An 18,240-nucleotide genomic window follows, 5' to 3' on the forward strand; every position below is an offset into this window, starting at 1 on the left:
AGGAGCCTCAGTTGCCGCGGCTGACGATGGAGGGCATCGACGGGGCGGTGTAGGCGCGGTTCACGTCGCGGCGGGTCTGGGTGCCGTTGGTGTCGTTGGAGCGGCGGTAATTCTCGGTGCTGAAGCTGTCCGAGAAGCCGCTGCGGTCGGCGCTGTTGCAGGCCCCGAGGGCACAGAACAGGCCGGCGGCGACGAGGAAGGCGGTGGGACGCATCGGGCTGTTCCTGGTGTGCTGATCCTGCTGGACCGATCGCGCCTGTCGTGGTGCCGGGGAGGTCGCCGCGTCAAGCACAAGGATAACGAAACGTCACGGCTTACCGGCAGAGTGATGTTCCCGCGCCACGAAAACGCTCACTACGCTTGACGACATTCGGGCATCGGAGGCGCAATCCTGCGGAATCGCCGCCCCTGGATCTGGTGCTCCGGCCCACCTTGGGCGACACATTGTCCGACATGAGCAACGTAGTCCCCTTCTCCCGCCCCCGCGCCGTTCCGGCGCCACAGATCAGCGACGTGGTTGCGGTCGCAGACGATCTGTTCGCCGCCCTGGAGCTGCTTCAGGGCGTCACCCATCGTGCCGCAGCCATGGGCCGTCCCCGCAGGGAGATGGAGCTCACCGTCCGCAACCTGCGCGAGGCCGTCAGTTCCGTGGAGCGCGCGCTCGACTGCATCGGCGAAGGCGACGAGGCCGGCCAGGGCTGAGCCGAAACCGCTTCGGAGCGTGACGCGCTCGGGTGCCTCTTCGACCTGACGGGCGGGGCTGCGGAATTCACGCATGTCGCGGGATGCGCCGTCCTACCCTCCTCCCCAGCGGATCTCGGGCCTGCCCGAGATCCGTCGAGCTTGTGGGGAGGAGTTGGAGGTGGGGGTGGTTGGGTGACCCTCGGGTGCGGAGGCAAGCGGAGCCACCCCCACTCCTGACCTCTCCCCACAAGGGGGAGAGGGACGCGCTCTGCCTGCAAATGCAGATGAATGCAGATGTAGGAATGCCGTAGCGCGCGCCGAATTCCGCCGGGACGGGATATTTCTCTTCGCCTTCGTGCACTTGTGGACAGACGCTCCATTGATGATACGCTATGGCGCGAGACAGAAGGTGAACACCGCGTGTCCCATGCTCTCGACGACTGAGTCCTTCTTCGAAGGCAATCTCCTGCTGAAGGCTCTGTCCCCGGAGGATCGGGGACTGCTCGCACCTCATTTCGAGCGTGCCGACGTTCGGCGTGGCGAGACCCTGTTCACCGTCGGAGCCAAGGTCTCGTTCATCTCGTTTCCCTGCGAGCAGACGGTCATCAACCTGATCGTCTCCATGCGTGATGGGCGGAGCGCGGAAACCGCCACGATCGGGCGGGAGGGCGCCGTGGGCGGCGTCGTCAGCCACGGCAGCCTCCCGGCCTTCAGCACGGCCCTGGTGCAGATCGGCGGGCCGGTCCTGAGGCTCGATGCCGCCAAGCTGCAGGACGCCAAGCTCCGCTCGACCACCCTGCGCAACCTCTTCACCCGCTACGCGGACTGCCTGCTGGGACAGGTGCTGCAATCCGTGGCCTGCAACGCCCTCCACCCGATCGAGGAGCGCTGCCTGCGCTGGCTGCTGACGCTGCAGGACAGGATCGGCACGGAAACGCTGCCCGTCACCCACGAACTCCTGGCCAACATGCTGGGCGTCCAGCGGACCTATCTCACCCGGATCCTGCGGACCCTGCAGATCCAGGGGCTGATCGAGGTCGGGCGCGGCCGCATCACCATCCTCGACCGGGCCAGGATCCAGGAGGCGGCCTGCGAGTGCCACGGCGCCGTGGTGAGCCATTTCGAGACCGTGCTGGGGGCCGTCTACGATGCGGAGGGGCGGATGCTCTCCGTCGATCCTCCGACACAGCCGCGCCAGGACGATTCCGCCCGTGCGGCCGAAGCCGTCTGATTCCGGGATGGTCGAGCGCCGTGGGAGTGGACGAGGCGTGCCGCTCCGGTGGAGACTTGCCGGGCTCAGTCTCCAATCTCATATCCGTGACGGAAAGCGTGGGGGCAACTTGCGAAATCTGACGGCGAGACTTGTTCGCCGCAAGATCTGACGGCATCTGATGGGACGGCGACCGACCGAGTCTGACGCGAATACGATGACCATTGCGAAAGTCCCGTCACCCCTCCGGGGGAGCCGTCGCGATCCTTCATCGCCGGCGCCGGCTATGGCCGTCGGCGACAGGCGGGACGGCGTCGGTGCGAATGCCGACGGCGACAAGCCGTGCCGTGAGCGGAACTCCATCGACGAGCGCTACCGGCTGGTGGCCAAGGCGACCAACGACGTCGTCTGGGACTGGGATCTGGAGCACGACGCCATCGTGTGGAACGAGGCGCTCGAGACGTCCTATGGCTGGCCGCCCGGCCATGTCGGCCCGGGCTCCGCCTGGTGGCTCGGCAACATCCATCCCGACGACAGGGGCGCGGTCTCCGCCGGCCTGAACGCCGTCTTCGAAGGGCGCTCGGACCTGTGGAGCCATCAATACCGCTTCCTGAAGGGCGGCGGTGGCTACGCGGACGTGCTGGATCGCGCGTATCTCGTGCGTGACGCTTTGGGCATCCCGCTGCGGATGGTCGGTGCGATGCTCGACATCACCGTGCGAACCCAGTTGGAGGCACAGTTCCGCGCGGTGTTCGAGGGCGCGAATATCGGGATCGTCCAGTTCGATCCCCGCAGCGTCCTGGCGCTCCGGGTCAACGCCAAGCTCTGCGAGATCTGGGGCGCGCCGGAATCCGAGATCGTCGGGTGCTCCCTCGCCCAATGGACGCCCGCGGAGGATGCGGGCGAGCGCGAGGCCCTGCACCGGCGCCTGGCCACCGGCGAGACCCTGCAGGACCGCTTCGAGAAGCGCTATCGCCGGCGGGACGGGCGGCTCATCTGGGCGCGGGTCAACCTGGTCTCGCAGACCCTCGGCGACGAAGTCCACGCCATGGCGATGATCGAGGACATCACCGAGGAGAAACGCGCGGATGCACGCCGTGACGCGCTCCTGAGCCTCGGCGACCGCCTGCGCGAGCTGCGCTCGAACGCCGAAGTCGTGGCGATGACGGCGGAGATCCTGGGCCGGACCCTGGCCACGACGCGGGCCGGCTACGGCATGGTCGACCTGCCGGCCGGACTGGTGACGGTGGCGCATTCGTGGTCGTCCGACGGACAGGTCTTTCCGAGCCAGACCCTGCCGCTGGACGAGTATCCCGCCAGCATCGCCAGCCTGCGGCGCGGAGAGGTGCTCGCGGTGCCCGACCTCGCCTCCGCGCCCGAACTGGATACGGATGCGGCCCTCTACATCGCCCAGGGCGTCCGGGCGGTGATCTCCGTCCCCCTGCTCCGGCGCGGCCGCCTCGTCGGCGTGCTCTACGCGACGGAGGCGTCGCCGCGCGCCTGGACCCAGAACGAGATCGATTTCGTCCGTGACGTGGCGGAGCGGGCCTGGAGCGGGCTGACCCGGATCGAGGCGGACGAGCAGCAGCGCATCCTCAACCGCGAACTCAGCCATCGCATGAAGAACACCCTGGCGATGGTTCAGGCGATCGCCTCGCAGAGCCTGCGCAACGTCACCGACATCGAGGCCGCCAAGCATGCGCTCGCCGCGCGCCTGATCGCCCTGGGCAAGGCCCACGACATCCTGCTGACCGGACAGCGGGAGAGCGCGGAGATGGAGGCGGTGCTGACGAGCGCCCTGTCGCTGCACGACGACCAGCAGCCCGGCCGGTTCCACCTGTCGGGTCCCGACATCGTCATCGGCTCGAAGGCGGCGTTGTCCCTCGCCCTGATGATGCACGAACTCGCCACCAATGCCGCCAAGTACGGCGCCCTCTCCCGGCCTGACGGCCGCGTCACCGTGACGTGGAGCGTGGTCGCGGCGGACGAGGACGACACGATCCACCTCACCTGGTCCGAGCGCGGCGGCCCGCCCGTGCAGCCCCCGACCCGGAAGGGCTTCGGCTCGCGCCTCATCGAGCGCGGCCTCGCCGGCGCGGTGGGCGGCGAGGTCTCCCTCGCCTACGAACCGGACGGCCTGGTGTGCCGGGTCATGGCGCCTCTGTCGGGTTTCCAGGGAAATTTCTAGCGGCGGAAAGCGTCCCGCTCGCGTGGCCGTTTCAATCGTGAAAGCTTCGCCGGGTTCCGGCCGGGGGCAAAATCCGACGCCGATATTGTAGCTGTACGCTTTTTGTTCTAGCTGGGTGACGGATATGCGTGGCGTGCGTCTTGCCCGCCCGGCCCGTGCGCCCGACATGGCGACCGGTGGCGGGGCCGTCGTCGTCGACCTCGCCGCATGACGTCTCGGAGACGATCGCCGCCGAGCGTCGTTGTCGACTGCCCGTTCCTGCAAGCCCTGCCGCCCAAGTCCTGCCGCTCAAGTCCTGCCGCCGAAGAGACCCAATGGCCAAAGCAAAAGCCGCCGCCAAGACACCACGGGGCCTGAAGACCCAAGCCGCGCAGGCGCAGGAGGAGAGCGTCGAGGCACGGATCGAGAAGCTGTTCGAGGGAAGCCCCGACCGTCGCGTCATCGCCGTGCGCGGCGCGCGCGAGCACAACCTCAAGAACATCGATCTCACGATCCCGCGCGACAAGCTCGTGGTCTTCACCGGCCTGTCGGGCTCGGGCAAGTCGTCGCTGGCCTTCGATACGATCTACGCCGAAGGCCAGCGCCGCTACGTCGAATCGCTCTCGGCCTATGCCCGCCAGTTCCTCGAGATGATGTCGAAACCCGATGTCGATCAGATCGACGGGCTTTCGCCGGCCATTTCCATCGAGCAGAAGACGACGTCGAAGAACCCGCGCTCCACCGTGGGGACCGTCACCGAGATCTACGATTACATGCGCCTCCTCTGGGCGCGTGTCGGCATCCCCTACTCGCCCGCCACCGGCCTGCCGATCGAGAGCCAGACCGTGAGCCAGATGGTCGACCGGGTGCTGGCCCTGCCCGAGAAGAGCCGGCTCTATCTCCTCGCCCCCGTCGTCCGGGGTCGCAAGGGCGAGTACCGCAAGGAGATCGCCGAGTTCCAGAAGAAGGGCTTCCAGCGTCTTCGCATCGACGGCGAATACTACCCGATCGACGACGCGCCCAAGCTCGACAAGAAGCTCAAGCACGACATCGACGTGGTGGTGGACCGGCTCGTGGTCCGGGCCGACATCGCCGCGCGGCTGGCCGATTCCTTCGAGACCGCCCTGGAACTGGCCGACGGCATCGCACTGATCGAATTCGCCGACCCGGCCGAGGGTGAGACCATCACCTTCTCGTCGCGCTTCGCCTGCCCGGTCTCCGGCTTCACCATCGCCGAGATCGAGCCGCGCCTGTTCTCGTTCAACAACCCGTTCGGCGCCTGCCCGACCTGCGGCGGCATCGGCCACGAGATGCGGATCGACCCCGAACTGGTGATCTCCGACGTCAAGCTCAGCCTCAAGCGCGGTGCCGTCGGCCCCTGGGCAAAATCCACCTCGCCCTATTACGGCCAGACCCTGGACGCCCTGGCCAAACATTACGGCTTCAAGACCAGCGTGCCCTGGTCGGACCTTCCCGAGACCGCGCACAAGGTCATCCTCTACGGCTCCGGCCGCGAGTCGATCCGCTTTGCCTACAATGACGGCATGCGTGCCTACGAGGTGAACAAGCCGTTCGAGGGCGTCATCCCGAACCTGGAGCGGCGCTACAAGGAGACCGAGAGCGATGCGTCCCGCGACGACATCGCCCGTTTCATGAGCGAGACGCCCTGCGCCTCCTGCGGCGGCAAGCGCCTCAAGATCGAGGCCCTGGCGGTGAAGGTCGCCATGCAGGACATCGGCGACGTCACCGCGCTCTCCGTGCGCGAGGCGCATCGCTGGTTCTCCGAACTGTCGGAGAAGCTGACGCCGAAGCAGAACGAGATCGCCTTCCGCATCCTCAAGGAGATCCGCGACCGGCTCACCTTCCTCGTCGATGTCGGCCTCGACTATCTCACTCTCGCGCGCGGTTCGGGCTCGCTCTCCGGCGGCGAGAGCCAGCGTATCCGCCTCGCCTCGCAGATCGGCTCCGGTCTGACGGGGGTGCTCTACGTCCTCGACGAGCCCTCCATCGGCCTGCACCAGCGCGACAACGAGCGCCTGCTCGGCACGTTGAAGCGCCTGCGCGACCTCGGCAATTCGGTGATCGTGGTCGAGCACGACGAGGACGCGATCCTCCAGGCCGATTACGTGGTCGATGTCGGCCCCGGTGCCGGCATCCATGGCGGCCGGATCATCGCCCAGGGCACGCCGGAGGAGGTGCTGAAGAGCCCCGACTCCCTCACGGCGAAATACCTCACCGGCGAGATGAGCGTGCGGGTGCCCACCGCCCGGCGGAAGGGACGGAAGGGCAAGCTCACCCTCGTCGGCGCGCGGGGCAACAACCTGAAGGACGTGAGCGTCGAGATCCCTCTCGGAACCTTCACCTGCGTCTCGGGTGTCTCGGGCGGCGGCAAGTCCACCCTCATCATCGACACGCTCTACAAGTCGGTGGCCAAATCCCTCAACGGCGCCATGGAGCACCCTGCCCCGTTCGAGCGCCTCGACGGGCTCGAGAATCTCGACAAGGTCATCGACATCGACCAGTCGCCCATCGGGCGCACGCCGCGCTCCAACCCGGCGACCTATACCGGGGCCTTCACGCCGATCCGCGACTGGTTCGCCGGATTGCCGGAGGCGAAGGCGCGCGGCTACCAGGCCGGCCGCTTCTCCTTCAACGTGAAGGGCGGGCGCTGCGAGGCCTGTTCGGGCGACGGCGTCATCAAGATCGAGATGCACTTCCTGCCGGACGTCTACGTCACCTGCGACGTGTGCAAGGGCCGCCGCTACGACCGCGAGACCCTGGAGGTGAAGTACCGCAACCATTCCATCGCCGACGTGCTCGACATGACCGTCGAGGAGGCGGCCGACCTGTTCAAGGCGGTGCCGACGATCCGCGAGAAGATGGAGACCCTGGCGCGGGTCGGCCTCGGCTACGTCAAGGTCGGCCAGCAGGCCACCACCCTGTCGGGCGGCGAGGCGCAGCGGGTGAAGCTGTCCAAGGAGCTCTCCAAGCGCGCCACCGGCCGCACGCTCTACATCCTCGACGAGCCGACCACCGGCCTTCACTTCCACGATGTCGCCAAGCTCATGGAGGTGCTCCACGAACTCGTGGACCAGGGCAACACCGTCGTCGTGATCGAGCACAACCTCGAGGTCATCAAGACCGCCGACTGGGTCATCGACATGGGACCCGAGGGCGGCGATGGCGGCGGCGTCGTGGTGGCCGAGGGGACGCCGGAGCAGATCGCCAAGTCGAAGGCGAGCCATACCGGCCGGTTCCTGCGCGATGTGCTGGCCCGCCGTCCCCTCGCCGAGGTCACCGCCAAGGGCCGGGACGCGGCGGAATAAGCTGCCCGCCCGGCCAAGGCCAAGCTCGATTCGACGGCACCTGGGAACGATGGCCCTGCTGCGGTGCACAGGCACCGGGCATGCGGGGATCGTGGTCCGCTGGCGATGCGCAAACTCCCGCCGTCGATTGCGCAATCGTCCTGCCACATGGATCGGTCGCAACGGTTTGACCGATCAGCGTTATTTTGCCGACGCGTTGCCCGTTGCGGCGTCATGCCCGCCGGAATTCTGCTGAAAAAGTTAACAAAACCTTGCGCTGCACCGCGTCGAAATTGCGGCTTTTCCGCAACGGTTCGTTTGGAACTGCCTCGATCCGAAGCATTGGACTGTCAATCCGATCCGACCTGTAGAATAGTTCTCAGCGTTGAGACACGAATTCGGGCCGCAAGGGGGGCCCTACGCACTGGATGTCAGCAAGCCGCAACAATGCGGCACTCGGCACGATGGTTCGTAGGTCTGCGCGGCGAATGCCTGAAATCCTTGGGAAGGACGAGACAATGACGAAGAACTGGCTGGCCACCGGCGCACTGGCGCTGACCATGGGCATGAGCGCCACGGCTTCCTACGCACAGACCACCACGATCCCCGGCGAGCAGGTCGGCCTCGCCACCGGCGCGCCGCTGCCCGAGGGCATCTACGCCCTGAACACCTTCGTCTACCAGTCGCGTGACAACTCGGCTCTGGACGTCGGGATCAACATTCCCGTGCTGGTCTGGTCGACCCCGCTGGTTCCGCTCGGCGGCCGCATCGAGCTCCTCGTGGCTCCCCCGACCGTGTTCACCTTCGGCAAGAGCGGCGCGAACGGCCTGCGTGACACCTCGATCAACGTTGGTACCTTCGTCGGCGGCATCTGGGCCTTCGACCTCGGCAACAACTTCGGCGTCAGCTTGCTCGGCGGTGTCTACCTGAACGAGCTGAACGGTGACCGTGGTGTCCTGCGCACGAATGCCGGCGCTCTCGCCAACACTGCCGTGCTGCCCCAGCTTTCGTCGAACACCTACCGCGTCGGCGTTGCCGCCAGCTACACCGGCGATGGCTACAATCTGACCGCAAACCTCACCGCCAACATCTACGATTCGCCGTCCTCCTTCGGCAGCGGCCGTGACTTCGGCACGGTCTACTCTCTCTCTGACTCCCTCAACCTCGACCTGACCGCGACCAAGAAGTTCGGCAAGTTCGAGATCGGCGCCATCGCCTACGGCACCGTCAACTTCGACACCGGCGCCAAGGCTGGCGGCATCATCAACGCCGCCCTCAACGATCGTGGCCGGTTCCTGATGGGTGGCCTCGTCGGCTACGACTTCGGCTTCGCCACCGCGCAGGTCTACGTCGCCCGCACCGTCGCGACCACCAGCTTCGACAGCACCGAGATCTCGGGCCGCCTGATCGTGCCGCTGTACTCGCCGACCCCGGTCGCCGCTGCTCCGGCCCCGATCATCCGCAAGTATTGATCTCGAGCACGGCGGCGAGGGTCGTCCTCGCCGTCGCTCAGATCGCGAAAGCCCGTCCGACCTTCAGGTCGGGCGGGCTTTTGCTTTGGAGGAGGCGCTCGCGTCCCGCCATATCTCGCGCGAACACGACTTTTCGCAGCGTTCCCGAAACTTTCCTCTTCCGGGCTCCGTAACGAGCGATGACCCCCGCGAAGGGGATAGCTCAAGAGGAACGCCCCATGACCAACACCCGTCGCCCCGTGGCCTCCACGTTCGCCGCCGTCGCCCTCGCCTTCACCATGGGCGCCGCTTTCCCGGTGGCCGCTCTCGCCAAGAACCCGATGGTCGGCGGCGCTCCGATGTATGCGTCCAAGAACATCGTCGAGAACGCGGTCAACTCGAAGGATCACACCACCCTCGTCGCCGCCGTGAAGGCCGCCGGCCTCGTCGACACCCTCGCCGGCCCCGGCCCCTTCACCGTCTTCGCGCCCACCAACGCGGCCTTCGCCAAGCTGCCGGCCGGCACCGTCGAGACCCTGGTGAAGCCCGAGAACAAGGCGACGCTGACCGCGATCCTCACCTATCACGTCGTCCCCGGCACCCTGACCGCCAAGGACCTCATGAAGATCGCCAAGGACGGCGGCGGTGAAGGCCAGATCAAGACCGTGCAGGGCACCCCGCTCGTGGTCCAGACCAAGGGCAAGGCCGTGTACCTCACCGATACCAAGGGCAACACAGCCAAGGTGACCATCGCCAACGTGATGCAGTCGAACGGCGTGATCCACGTCATCAACGGCGTTCTGCAGCCGTAAGACGTCTTTCCGGACCCGAAACTCATCCCCCGGCTCCCTTGGAGCCGGGGTTTTTTGTTGGGCCTTCGAAGCCCCCGCGGTCGCGGATGGACGATCGCCCTTCCGCTGCCCCACCGGAAGGCTTCTCCTCTCTCAGTCCGCGCGGCTGAGCTTGCGTGCGCTGGCGAAGCGGTTGAGGAAGCGCGGCTCCTTCTCCGGCGCCACGCGGATGGCGAGGTGGATCGTGCCCGCCTCTTCGGCACGGCGGTCGAGAACCTCGGCATTCTCGTAGAGCCAGTTGAGCGCCGCACCGTCCTCTGGCGCGAGGGTGACGGCGAAGGTGGAGCGTCGCTTGGCGATCCGTGCCTCGATCCGGCCCGACAGGGCCGCCAGGCCCTCGCCCGTGAGGGCCGAGACCAGGATCGGCACGTCACTGTCCCGGTCGTTGCGCCCCTGGGCACTCAGGTTGAGGAGGCGCGTGCGCTCCGAATCGTCGAGCAGGTCGGCCTTGTTCCAGACCTCGATGATTCGCTCTGCCGTGGTTTCGATCCCGAGTTCACGCAGCACGTCGCCGACATCCTCCGCCTGCGCCTCCGAATCGACGTGGCTGACGTCGCGGACATGGAGCAGGATATCCGCCTCGATCACGTCCTCCAGCGTGGCGCGGAAGGCGGCGATGAGGGCCGTGGGCAGCTCCGAGATGAAGCCCACCGTGTCCGAGAGGATCACCGTCTCCCCATGCGGCAGCTTCGTCGCGCGCGCGGTCGGGTCGAGGGTGGCGAACAGCATGTCCTTGGCCATCACCTCGGCCTTGGTCAGGGCGTTGAACAGCGTCGACTTGCCGGCATTGGTATAGCCGACGAGGGCGACGATCGGGTACGGCACCCGCGCCCGGCTCTCCCGGTGCAGGCCGCGCGTGCGGGTGACGCTGTCGAGCTCGCGCTCGATCTTCGTCATCCGCTCCTGGATCATCCGGCGATCGGCCTCGATCTGGGTCTCGCCGGGGCCGCCGAGGAAGCCGAAGCCGCCGCGCTGACGTTCGAGGTGGGTCCAGGACCGCACCAGGCGGCTGCGCTGGTAGGCGAGATGGGCGTGCTCGACCTGCAGCGTGCCCTCTCGGGTGGAGGCGCGCCGGCCGAAGATCTCCAGGATGAGGCCGGTGCGGTCGATGACCTTGCAGCCGAACGCTTTCTCCAGGTTGCGCTGCTGCACCGGCGACAGGGCGCAATCCATGACGACGAGGCCGATCTCCTCGGCCTTGATCCGGCCGGCGAGCTCTTCGACCCGGCCCTTGCCGAGATAGGTGGAGGGGCGGATGCGCGAGACCGGCGCGATGATCGCCTCGGTGACGTCCAGCTCGATGGCCACGGCGAGACCCGCCGCCTCGTCGATCCGCGCCTCGCTCGAGCGCGAGACGTCGGCCGGTCCGCCGCCTGTCCGGGGAGCGGCGGACCGGGTGAGATAGGGGCCGATCACCAGCGTATGGGTCGCGGCCGCGATCTCACCTTCGGGAGCGGCCATCGCCTGGAGCCGGGCTTCGCCCGGCGTTGTCATTTGCGTCATGAAATTCGGTTCGACCCTGTCCCCTGAAGATGAGGAGAATGGGCTTTTGCCGACGTCAAACAAGGGCAGTCTTCGGTCCTCGTCCGATGTTCGGCGTCAAACGTCTCTCAACGTCTCGTCATGGGCAAGACTGCCGACGTCGCTTCACGCCTTATCGGGCGCCGTCTCGTCCGGCTCGAACAACTGAACCGGGTGGCCGGGCATGATCGTCGAGATCGCGTGTTTGTAGACGAGCTGCGAATGCCCGTCCCGTCGCAGGAGGACGCAGAAGTTGTCGAACCAGGTCACGACGCCCTGGAGCTTGACGCCGTTGACGAGGAAGATCGTGAGCGGGATCTTGTTCTTGCGGACATGATTGAGAAACGTGTCCTGCAGGTTCTGAGCGCGTTCGCCCGCCATTTTTTATTAATCCTTCTTAAGAACCTGCCGCCCGCCGTGACTGGCGGGTTCTTGTTGGTTCGAATGCGTAGCAGACCGGTGAAAACAGACAACCTCGACTATTACACGGTCATTGTCACGCACATGCAAGGGGCACGCACATGTAAGGCGAAGGTCGCCCAGGCCCTCAGGGGCCGATGCCGAGCGACTTCAGCTTGCGGTGGAGGGCCGAGCGTTCCATGCCGATGAACTCGGCGGTGCGCGATATGTTTCCGGAGAATCGTGCGATCTGCGCGATCAGGTATTCGCGCTCGAAGATTTCCCTCGCCTCGCGCAGGGCCAGGCTCATCAGCTTCTCGCCCCCCGCGCCGTTCGGCGTCGTCGGAACCAGGGCGCCGATCTCGGTGGGCAGCATCTCCGAGGTCACCTCCTGCTCCGGGTCGGTATGGGTGAGGATCATCAGCCGCTCGACGTTGTTGCGCAGCTGGCGGATGTTGCCCGGCCAATCGTGCGATTGCAGCACCGCCATGGCGTCCTCGGCGATGCGCCGGCGGGCGAGGCCGGTGGCGGCCGAGATCTGCTCCATGAAGAAGTTGATGAGTTCGGGCACGTCCTCGCGCCGCTCGGACAGGGACGGCACCCGGATCGGCACCACCGAGAGGCGGTGGAACAGATCCTCGCGGAATCGGCCGGCGGCGATCTCCTCGGCGAGGTCGCGCGAGGAGGAGGAGATGATGCGCACGTCCACATGGACGCGGGTGGTGCCGCCGACACGTTGGAAGTTCTGGTCCACCAGCACGCGCAGGATGCGGTTCTGGGTCTCGCGCGGCATGTCGGCGATCTCGTCGATATAGAGGGAGCCGCCATGGGCCTCCTCCAGGGCGCCGACCCGGCGGGCGCGGCCCTCGCCGGCCTCGACGCCGAACAGTTCCGCTTCCATGGTCTCGGGCGTGATCATCGCCGCGTTGATGACGACGAAGGGACCGCTGGCGCGGGACGAGGAGGCGTGGAGGGTCCGCGCCGAGAGTTCCTTGCCGGAGCCCGGCGCGCCGAGGATCATCACCCGCGCATTGGTGGGGGCGACCCGCTCCACCGTCTGGCGCAGCTGGTTGACCGCCACGGACCCGCCGACGAGCCGGCTCGCCTGGCCGGAGCGCGCCTTGAGGTCGCGCACCTCGCGCTTGAGGCGGGAGGCTTCGAGGGCGCGTTCGGCCACCAGCACCAGCCGGTCGGCCTTGAACGGCTTCTCGATGAAGTCGTAGGCGCCCGCCTTGATGGCGGCCACCGCCGTCTCGATGTTGCCGTGGCCCGAGATCATCACCACCGGCAGGTCGGGATGCCCGAGCTTGATCTGGTCGAGCACCTGCAGCCCGTCGAGGCGCGAGCCCTGCAGCCAGATGTCGAGGAACACGAGGTGGGGGCGGCGCGACTCGATGGCGGCCAGCGCCTCGTCGGAGCCTCCGGCCGTGCGGGTGCGGTGACCTTCGTCGTCGAGGATGCCGGCGACGAGGTCGCGGATGTCGGCCTCATCGTCGACGATCAGGATATCGGCGCTCATGACGTCATCTCCGCGATTGGGGGTGCCGTCGGTGCGGCAACCTTCTCAGCCTGCGCGGAGGGTTTCCCCTCCGTCGTCTTGTCCCGGGTATCGAGGGGAACGCGCATCCGCACGCATCCGCCCCTACCCGAAGGGTTGTCGTTCAGTTCGATGCCGCCGCCATGCTCTTCGAGCACCTTGCTGACGATGGCGAGTCCGAGCCCGGTGCCGCCCTCGCGGGTGGTCATATAGGGCTCGAGCAGCCGCTGGCGCCCCTCCACAGGGAAGCCTTTGCCGTTGTCGGTGATCTCGATCACCGCGAACCCCTCTTCGACGAGGAGGCGCAGGTCGACCCGGCCCTTGCCCAGTTCGGACTCGGGCACGGCGGAGACGGCCTCCACCGCATTCTTGAGGATGTTGGTGATCGCCTGCGACAGGAGCCGGATGTCGAAGGCGGCGTGCAGGCGGTCCTGCCCGGCCTCGGTGAAGGCGAAATCCATGTCCGGATGCGCCACCCGCATCATGAACAGGTTCTGCTTGGCGATCTCGCTCAGGTCGTTCCGGGCGATGGCCGGTTTCGGCATCCGCGCGAAGGACGAGAACTCGTCCACCATGCGCTTGATCTCGTCCACCTGGCGGATGATCGTCGCCGTGCACTGGTCGAACACGTCCTTGTCCGCGACGATGACCTTGCCGTATTTGCGCCGGATGCGCTCGGCCGAGAGCTGGATCGGGGTCAGCGGGTTCTTGATCTCGTGGGCGATGCGACGGGCGACGTCCGCCCAGGCCGAGGTGCGCTGGGCCGTGACGAGGTCGGTGATGTCGTCCAGCGTCACCACGAAGCCGCGGGCGCCGCCTTGCGCCTGCTCGCTGGTGACGCGCACGGTGACCGTGCGCTCGCGCCCGTCGCGGGTCAGCTGGATCTGCTGCTGGAGGGCGCGCAGGCGCCCCTCTCCGCCCTCGGGCAGGATGGCCTGGAGCTCGGGCACCGCCTGGACCAGCGGCTTGCCGATGATCGCATCCGCCTTGAGCCCCAATGTGCGCTCGATGGAGGGGTTGGCGATGGTGACGAGCCCGGCCGCGTCGACGCCGATGACGCCCGGCGAGACCCCGGCCAGGACCGCTTCGGTGAACCGGCGGCGCCGGTCGATGAGTTCGCTCGCCGCCGTCAGCCCATCGTGTTGGCGGCGCAGCTCCTGGGTCATCTTGTTGAAGCTCTCGCCGAGATGGGCGAGGTCGCCGTCGCTCTTCCGGGCCGGGACCTGGGCGTAGAAATTGCCCGAGGCGACCTGATCGGCCGCGTTGATCAGCCGGCGGATCGGCGCCACGAACCGGTTGGCGAAGTTGAGTCCGAACCAGACCGCCGAGAGCAGGGCGATCAGCGCGATCAGCACGAAGATCGAGGCGAAGCTGATCTGGATCGAGCGCTTGAGGGAATCGTAGGTGAGGTACTCGGCGGCCGCCGCCCGCGAGACGCCGGGGAAGTCGACGGCGAGCTGGCTGACCTCGCGCTGCACCAGCAGCACGGCCCCGTCATAGGCGGGCATCCGCAGCAGGGCGGCGAAGACCCTCCCCTCGCTCGGCCTCAGACAGATCGTCTCGTTGGATTTGGCGGCCTCCTCGAAGGCCGCGGCGGAGGGCAGCCTGCGCTCCTTGAGGACGTCGATCTTCGCCCGTGCCACGAGCTCGTTCGGTCCGCGCATGATCTCGGCGACCGGCAGTCCCAGCGCGGTCGCCCGCGTGGTGAGGAAGTTCTCGAACCACTCCCTGTTCACGTCGAAATTCGGCCGTGCCCGCGTGAGGTCGTCCGTGAGGATGCGGATCTCGCGGGCGAGCGACTGGCACTGGTTCTCCTGGTAGGCGTCGGCCACCTCGACGGATTTCAGCACCACGTCGCGGACGCGGTCGGTGAAGCCCAGCGAGAGCCCGCGATCGATCGTCACCGCCGCCACGACGGCCAGCAGCACGGTGGGCAGGATCGCGATGAGGCTGAACAGGCCGACGATGCGGGTGTGCAGGCGCGCCACCGCCGCATTGGCCCGGCGCGCATGCAGGAAGACCCGCGCCTCCCAGGCGATGATGACGAACAGGCTGAGGACCAGGAAGACGTTGATGCCCAGCAGCGTCAGGCCGATCGTCGGCGTCGGCGTCACCCGGATCACGCCGGCGAGGATCAGGAAGGTCGCGATGGCCGAGATCAGGGCCGTGGCGACGACGAGCGCGCCGATCCAGCCGGGGCCGCGCGGTGCCGCCCGGATGGTATGAGGTTCGGCCTCGCCCTCCGGTGAGACATCGTCTCCCGGGGCGGCCGATTGTTTGGAACGTCGAAGCCACGCCATGGCTGATGCGTCGCCACAACAGTGTGGCGAAATTAATACGAATCGGGCCATCGAGTCGGTGGACACCATGGGCGCGGCACGCGCCGCGACGGCGCCTCACGCCGTGAAACCGATGGCACCGCAGCGATCTGCGACCGTTTCTTGCTTGGAAATCTCTCGGTCGACCGGCCGAGAAAATACATTATTCTCCAAGCCTCTCCTCAATCCTCCAAGCCTCCTCACACCGAGTTCGCGATGCCCGAGACGCCCGTCTATTCCTCCGCCGCCGTTGCCGCGCCTCACCATCTGGCCGCCACCGCCGGGCAGACCGTGCTGGCGCAGGGCGGCAACGCCATCGAGGCGATGGCGGCCATGGCGGCCACCATCGCCGTGGTCTACCCGCATATGAACGGCATCGGCGGCGACGGGTTCTGGCTGGTTCGCGAACCGGGCGGGCGGGTGCGCGGCATCGAGGCCTGCGGCCCGGCCGGGTCCCTCGCCACGGTCGAGCGCTATCGCAGCCAGGGCCACGAGACGATCCCCTCGCGCGGGCCGGATGCGGCGCTCACCGTGGCCGGCGCCATCGGTGGCTGGCGTCTCGCCCTCGACCTCGCCAGGGCGCTGGGCGGCCGGCTCCCCCTCGAGACGCTGCTGGCCGATGCGATCCGCCATGCGCGACAGGGCTGCGCGGTGTCGCCTTCCGAGGCCCGCTACGTGCCGAAGGAGATCGACACGCTTCACGACCAGCCCGGTTTCGCGCAGACCTTCCTCGACGGGGGCAAGCCCTTCGCCGCCGGCGCCACCCGCCGCCTGCCGGCCCTGGCCGATACGCTCGAACAACTGGCCCATGCCGGGCTCGACGATTTCTACCGGGGCGACCTCGGCCGCGAGATCGCCGCCGACCTCGACCGTCTCGGCGCGCCGGTGACGCGGGCCGACCTCGAAGCCTATGCGCCGCGGGAGCGGGCGGCCCTGTCGCTGCGCCGTCGCGACGCGGTGCTCTACAACTTCCCGCCGCCCACCCAGGGCCTCGCCGCGCTCATCATCCTCGGCATCTTCGACCGGCTGAACGTGTCGCGGCCCGAGAGCACGGCGCAGTATCACGGGCTGATCGAGGCGACGAAGCGCGCTTTCGCCATCCGAGACCGCACGGTCACCGATTACGACCGGCTGAGCGTCGATCCGGCGAGCTTCCTCACCCCGGAGTGCCTCGACCGCGAGGCGGCCCAGATCGACATGCGCCGCGCCGCCTCCGTGCCCCTCCGGGGACCGGGCGATGGCGACACCGTCTGGATGGGCGCCATCGACAAGGACGGTCTGGCCGTCTCCTACATCCAGTCGATCTACTGGGAATACGGTTCGGGGATCGTCCTGCCGAAGACCGGCATCCATTGGCAGAACCGCGGCACTTCGTTCTCGCTGGAGAAGGGCGCGGTGAACCCCCTGGAGCCGGGGCGCAGGCCGTTCCACACCCTGATCCCCGGACTGGCCGCCTTCGACGACGGCCGCGTGATGTCCTACGGCAGCATGGGCGGCGACGGGCAGCCGCAATTCCAGGCCCAGATTTTTTCGCGGTATGCCGATTACGGCATGAGCCCGGCCGAGGCGGTGGACGCGCCGCGCCTGCTCTACGGCCGTACCTGGGGTGCCGAATCCCTCAGCGTGAAGGTGGAGGACCGGTTCGATCCGGCCTGCATCGCCGAGTTGCGCTCCATGGGCCACGAGATCGAGGAACTGGGCGGTTCCTACATCGATTCCCTCGGCCATGCCGGCATGCTGGTCCGTCATCCCGGCAACGGGCGGATCGAGGCGGTCCACGATCCGCGTTCGGATGGCGGCTCGTCCGGCCTGTGAAACGGGTCCCCGCCGGGGGCCGGACGATCGATGTTCAGAGACCGGAAGGTTCATGATGGCGGATGGCGCGATCACCCAGCGCGACTACTGGAACGGCGAGGTCGGTGCGCGCTGGGCGCGCAACCAGCGCAGGATCGACGCGGTCTTCGCGCCCCTCACCGCCGCCCTGTTCGAGGCGGCGCGCCTTCGGGTGGACGGCTCGGCGCTGGATATCGGCTGCGGCGCCGGTGACTGCGCCATCGCCGCCGCGCGCCGGCTCGGCCCCAGGGGGCGTGTGGTGGCGGCCGACCTCTCGGCCCCCCTGCTCTCGGTGGCGCGCGAGCGGGCCGCCATCGAGGCCCCCGCCCTGGCGCCGATCGCGTTCATCGAAGCGGACGCCCAGACCCACGATTTCGGCGATGCCGCCTTCGAGCAGGCGATCTCCCGCTTCGGGGTGATGTTCTTCGACGATTCCGGCGCCGCCTTCGCCAATATCCGCAAGGCCCTGGTCCCCGGCGGACGCCTGACCTTCCTGTGCTGGCGGCGGATCGAGGACAATCCCTGGATCACGGTGCCGAGGAACCTCGTCCTGCCCCTGGTGCCGGAGCCCGAACCCGGCCCCGCCGACGCGCCGGGGCCGTTCCGCTTCGCCGAGGCGGAGACCCTCCATGCGGTGCTGGCGCAGGCCGGCTTCCTCGACATCACGCTCGAGGCGATCGACCGGCCCCTCACCCTCGCGAGGTCCGGCGACGGCACCGCCCGAGATGCGGCGGAGGCCGCCGCGGATTTCGCCACCGAGCTCGGCCCGGTTTCCCGGCTCCTGCGCGATCAGCCCGCTTCGGTCCGTGCGGACGCCCTGAAGCGGGTGAGCGACGACTTCGCGGAACGGGCCGTCTCCGGCGCCGTGTCCCTGGATGCCGGCTGCTGGCTGGTTTCCGCGCGGCGCTGACGGCGAGCCCGCGCCGTCTGGTATACACTTTGCGTCTCGGTGCCGGCAGCATGG

At 67.7% G+C, this 18,240-nt stretch carries 13 protein-coding genes; 8 read left to right on the forward strand and 5 right to left on the reverse strand.

Annotated elements, in window-relative coordinates:
* Nucleotides 1-7: 7 nt before the first annotated feature.
* Nucleotides 8-214: a hypothetical protein gene (locus tag ASF34_RS00110; protein WP_018043129.1), complete on the reverse strand. Its 207-nt coding sequence runs from the start codon at nt 212-214 to the stop codon at nt 8-10.
* Between the two features lie 239 nt (nt 215-453).
* Here ASF34_RS00110 and ASF34_RS00115 point away from each other — a divergent pair, with 239 nt between their 5' ends.
* From ASF34_RS00115 to ASF34_RS00140, 6 genes are all read left to right on the forward strand, one after another.
* Nucleotides 454-702, forward strand: a complete 249-nt coding sequence (locus ASF34_RS00115) for a hypothetical protein (protein ID WP_056158812.1) — start codon at nt 454-456, stop codon at nt 700-702.
* 409 nt (nt 703-1,111) lie between these two features.
* Nucleotides 1,112-1,915 (forward strand): Crp/Fnr family transcriptional regulator, encoded by an 804-nt coding sequence (locus tag ASF34_RS00120; RefSeq protein ID WP_018043127.1) that lies wholly within the window; start codon nt 1,112-1,114, stop codon nt 1,913-1,915.
* A 265-nt stretch (nt 1,916-2,180) separates the two neighbouring features.
* Complete coding sequence (locus tag ASF34_RS00125) at nt 2,181-4,082, forward strand: PAS domain-containing sensor histidine kinase (RefSeq protein ID WP_056157453.1); 1,902 nt, start codon at nt 2,181-2,183, stop codon at nt 4,080-4,082.
* A 314-nt stretch (nt 4,083-4,396) separates the two neighbouring features.
* The gene (uvrA, locus tag ASF34_RS00130; protein WP_056157458.1) at nt 4,397-7,387 is read left to right on the forward strand and encodes an excinuclease ABC subunit UvrA; all 2,991 of its coding nucleotides are present in this window, start codon (nt 4,397-4,399) and stop codon (nt 7,385-7,387) included.
* 497 nt (nt 7,388-7,884) lie between these two features.
* Nucleotides 7,885-8,838 (forward strand): transporter, encoded by a 954-nt coding sequence (locus tag ASF34_RS00135; RefSeq protein WP_056157460.1) that lies wholly within the window; start codon nt 7,885-7,887, stop codon nt 8,836-8,838.
* Between the two features lie 218 nt (nt 8,839-9,056).
* Nucleotides 9,057-9,629, forward strand: a complete 573-nt coding sequence (locus ASF34_RS00140) for a fasciclin domain-containing protein (RefSeq protein WP_018043123.1) — start codon at nt 9,057-9,059, stop codon at nt 9,627-9,629.
* Between the two features lie 132 nt (nt 9,630-9,761).
* On the opposite strand, the gene hflX is transcribed toward ASF34_RS00140, so the two are convergent.
* From hflX to ASF34_RS00160, 4 genes are all read right to left on the reverse strand, one after another.
* Complete coding sequence (gene hflX / locus ASF34_RS00145; protein WP_026175814.1) at nt 9,762-11,171, reverse strand: GTPase HflX; 1,410 nt, start codon at nt 11,169-11,171, stop codon at nt 9,762-9,764.
* Between the two features lie 144 nt (nt 11,172-11,315).
* The gene (gene hfq / locus ASF34_RS00150) at nt 11,316-11,570 is read right to left on the reverse strand and encodes an RNA chaperone Hfq (RefSeq protein WP_009866358.1); all 255 of its coding nucleotides are present in this window, start codon (nt 11,568-11,570) and stop codon (nt 11,316-11,318) included.
* A gap of 166 nt (nt 11,571-11,736) precedes the next feature.
* Nucleotides 11,737-13,107 carry a nitrogen assimilation response regulator NtrX gene (gene ntrX / locus ASF34_RS00155; protein WP_056141569.1) on the reverse strand — a complete coding sequence of 457 codons (1,371 nt, stop codon included), beginning with the start codon at nt 13,105-13,107 and terminating at the stop codon, nt 11,737-11,739.
* On the reverse strand, nt 13,104-15,425 hold the full coding sequence (locus tag ASF34_RS00160) for a sensor histidine kinase NtrY-like (protein WP_018043120.1): 2,322 nt from the start codon (nt 15,423-15,425) through the stop codon (nt 13,104-13,106). The genes ntrX and ASF34_RS00160 overlap by 4 nt, the downstream gene beginning before the upstream one ends.
* 234 nt (nt 15,426-15,659) lie before the next feature.
* On the opposite strand from ASF34_RS00160, the gene ASF34_RS00165 reads away from it, so the two are divergent.
* Together ASF34_RS00165 and ASF34_RS00170 are read left to right on the forward strand one after the other, a co-directional pair.
* Nucleotides 15,660-17,258 carry a gamma-glutamyltransferase family protein gene (locus tag ASF34_RS00165; RefSeq protein ID WP_018043119.1) on the forward strand — a complete coding sequence of 533 codons (1,599 nt, stop codon included), beginning with the start codon at nt 15,660-15,662 and terminating at the stop codon, nt 17,256-17,258.
* Between the two features lie 52 nt (nt 17,259-17,310).
* Nucleotides 17,311-18,186 carry a class I SAM-dependent methyltransferase gene (locus tag ASF34_RS00170; protein ID WP_056157463.1) on the forward strand — a complete coding sequence of 292 codons (876 nt, stop codon included), beginning with the start codon at nt 17,311-17,313 and terminating at the stop codon, nt 18,184-18,186.
* The last annotated feature ends 54 nt before the right edge of the window (nt 18,187-18,240 follow it).

The sequence above is a fragment of the Methylobacterium sp. Leaf106 genome, from assembly GCF_001422895.1.
GTDB lineage: Bacteria > Pseudomonadota > Alphaproteobacteria > Rhizobiales > Beijerinckiaceae > Methylobacterium > Methylobacterium bullatum.

What these genes read in the sequence shown, in the direction of transcription:
- ASF34_RS00110 (WP_018043129.1), bottom strand. Translation starts at nt 214, where the DNA reads ATGCGTCCCACCGCCTTCCTCGTCGCCGCCGGCCTGTTCTGTGCCCTC.
- ASF34_RS00115 (WP_056158812.1), top strand. Translation starts at nt 454, where the DNA reads ATGAGCAACGTAGTCCCCTTCTCCCGCCCCCGCGCCGTTCCGGCGCCA.
- ASF34_RS00120 (WP_018043127.1), top strand. Translation starts at nt 1,112, where the DNA reads ATGCTCTCGACGACTGAGTCCTTCTTCGAAGGCAATCTCCTGCTGAAG.
- ASF34_RS00125 (WP_056157453.1), top strand. Translation starts at nt 2,181, where the DNA reads ATGGCCGTCGGCGACAGGCGGGACGGCGTCGGTGCGAATGCCGACGGC.
- uvrA (WP_056157458.1), top strand. Translation starts at nt 4,397, where the DNA reads ATGGCCAAAGCAAAAGCCGCCGCCAAGACACCACGGGGCCTGAAGACC.
- ASF34_RS00135 (WP_056157460.1), top strand. Translation starts at nt 7,885, where the DNA reads ATGACGAAGAACTGGCTGGCCACCGGCGCACTGGCGCTGACCATGGGC.
- ASF34_RS00140 (WP_018043123.1), top strand. Translation starts at nt 9,057, where the DNA reads ATGACCAACACCCGTCGCCCCGTGGCCTCCACGTTCGCCGCCGTCGCC.
- hflX (WP_026175814.1), bottom strand. Translation starts at nt 11,171, where the DNA reads ATGACGCAAATGACAACGCCGGGCGAAGCCCGGCTCCAGGCGATGGCC.
- hfq (WP_009866358.1), bottom strand. Translation starts at nt 11,570, where the DNA reads ATGGCGGGCGAACGCGCTCAGAACCTGCAGGACACGTTTCTCAATCAT.
- ntrX (WP_056141569.1), bottom strand. Translation starts at nt 13,107, where the DNA reads ATGAGCGCCGATATCCTGATCGTCGACGATGAGGCCGACATCCGCGAC.
- ASF34_RS00160 (WP_018043120.1), bottom strand. Translation starts at nt 15,425, where the DNA reads ATGGCGTGGCTTCGACGTTCCAAACAATCGGCCGCCCCGGGAGACGAT.
- ASF34_RS00165 (WP_018043119.1), top strand. Translation starts at nt 15,660, where the DNA reads ATGCCCGAGACGCCCGTCTATTCCTCCGCCGCCGTTGCCGCGCCTCAC.
- ASF34_RS00170 (WP_056157463.1), top strand. Translation starts at nt 17,311, where the DNA reads ATGATGGCGGATGGCGCGATCACCCAGCGCGACTACTGGAACGGCGAG.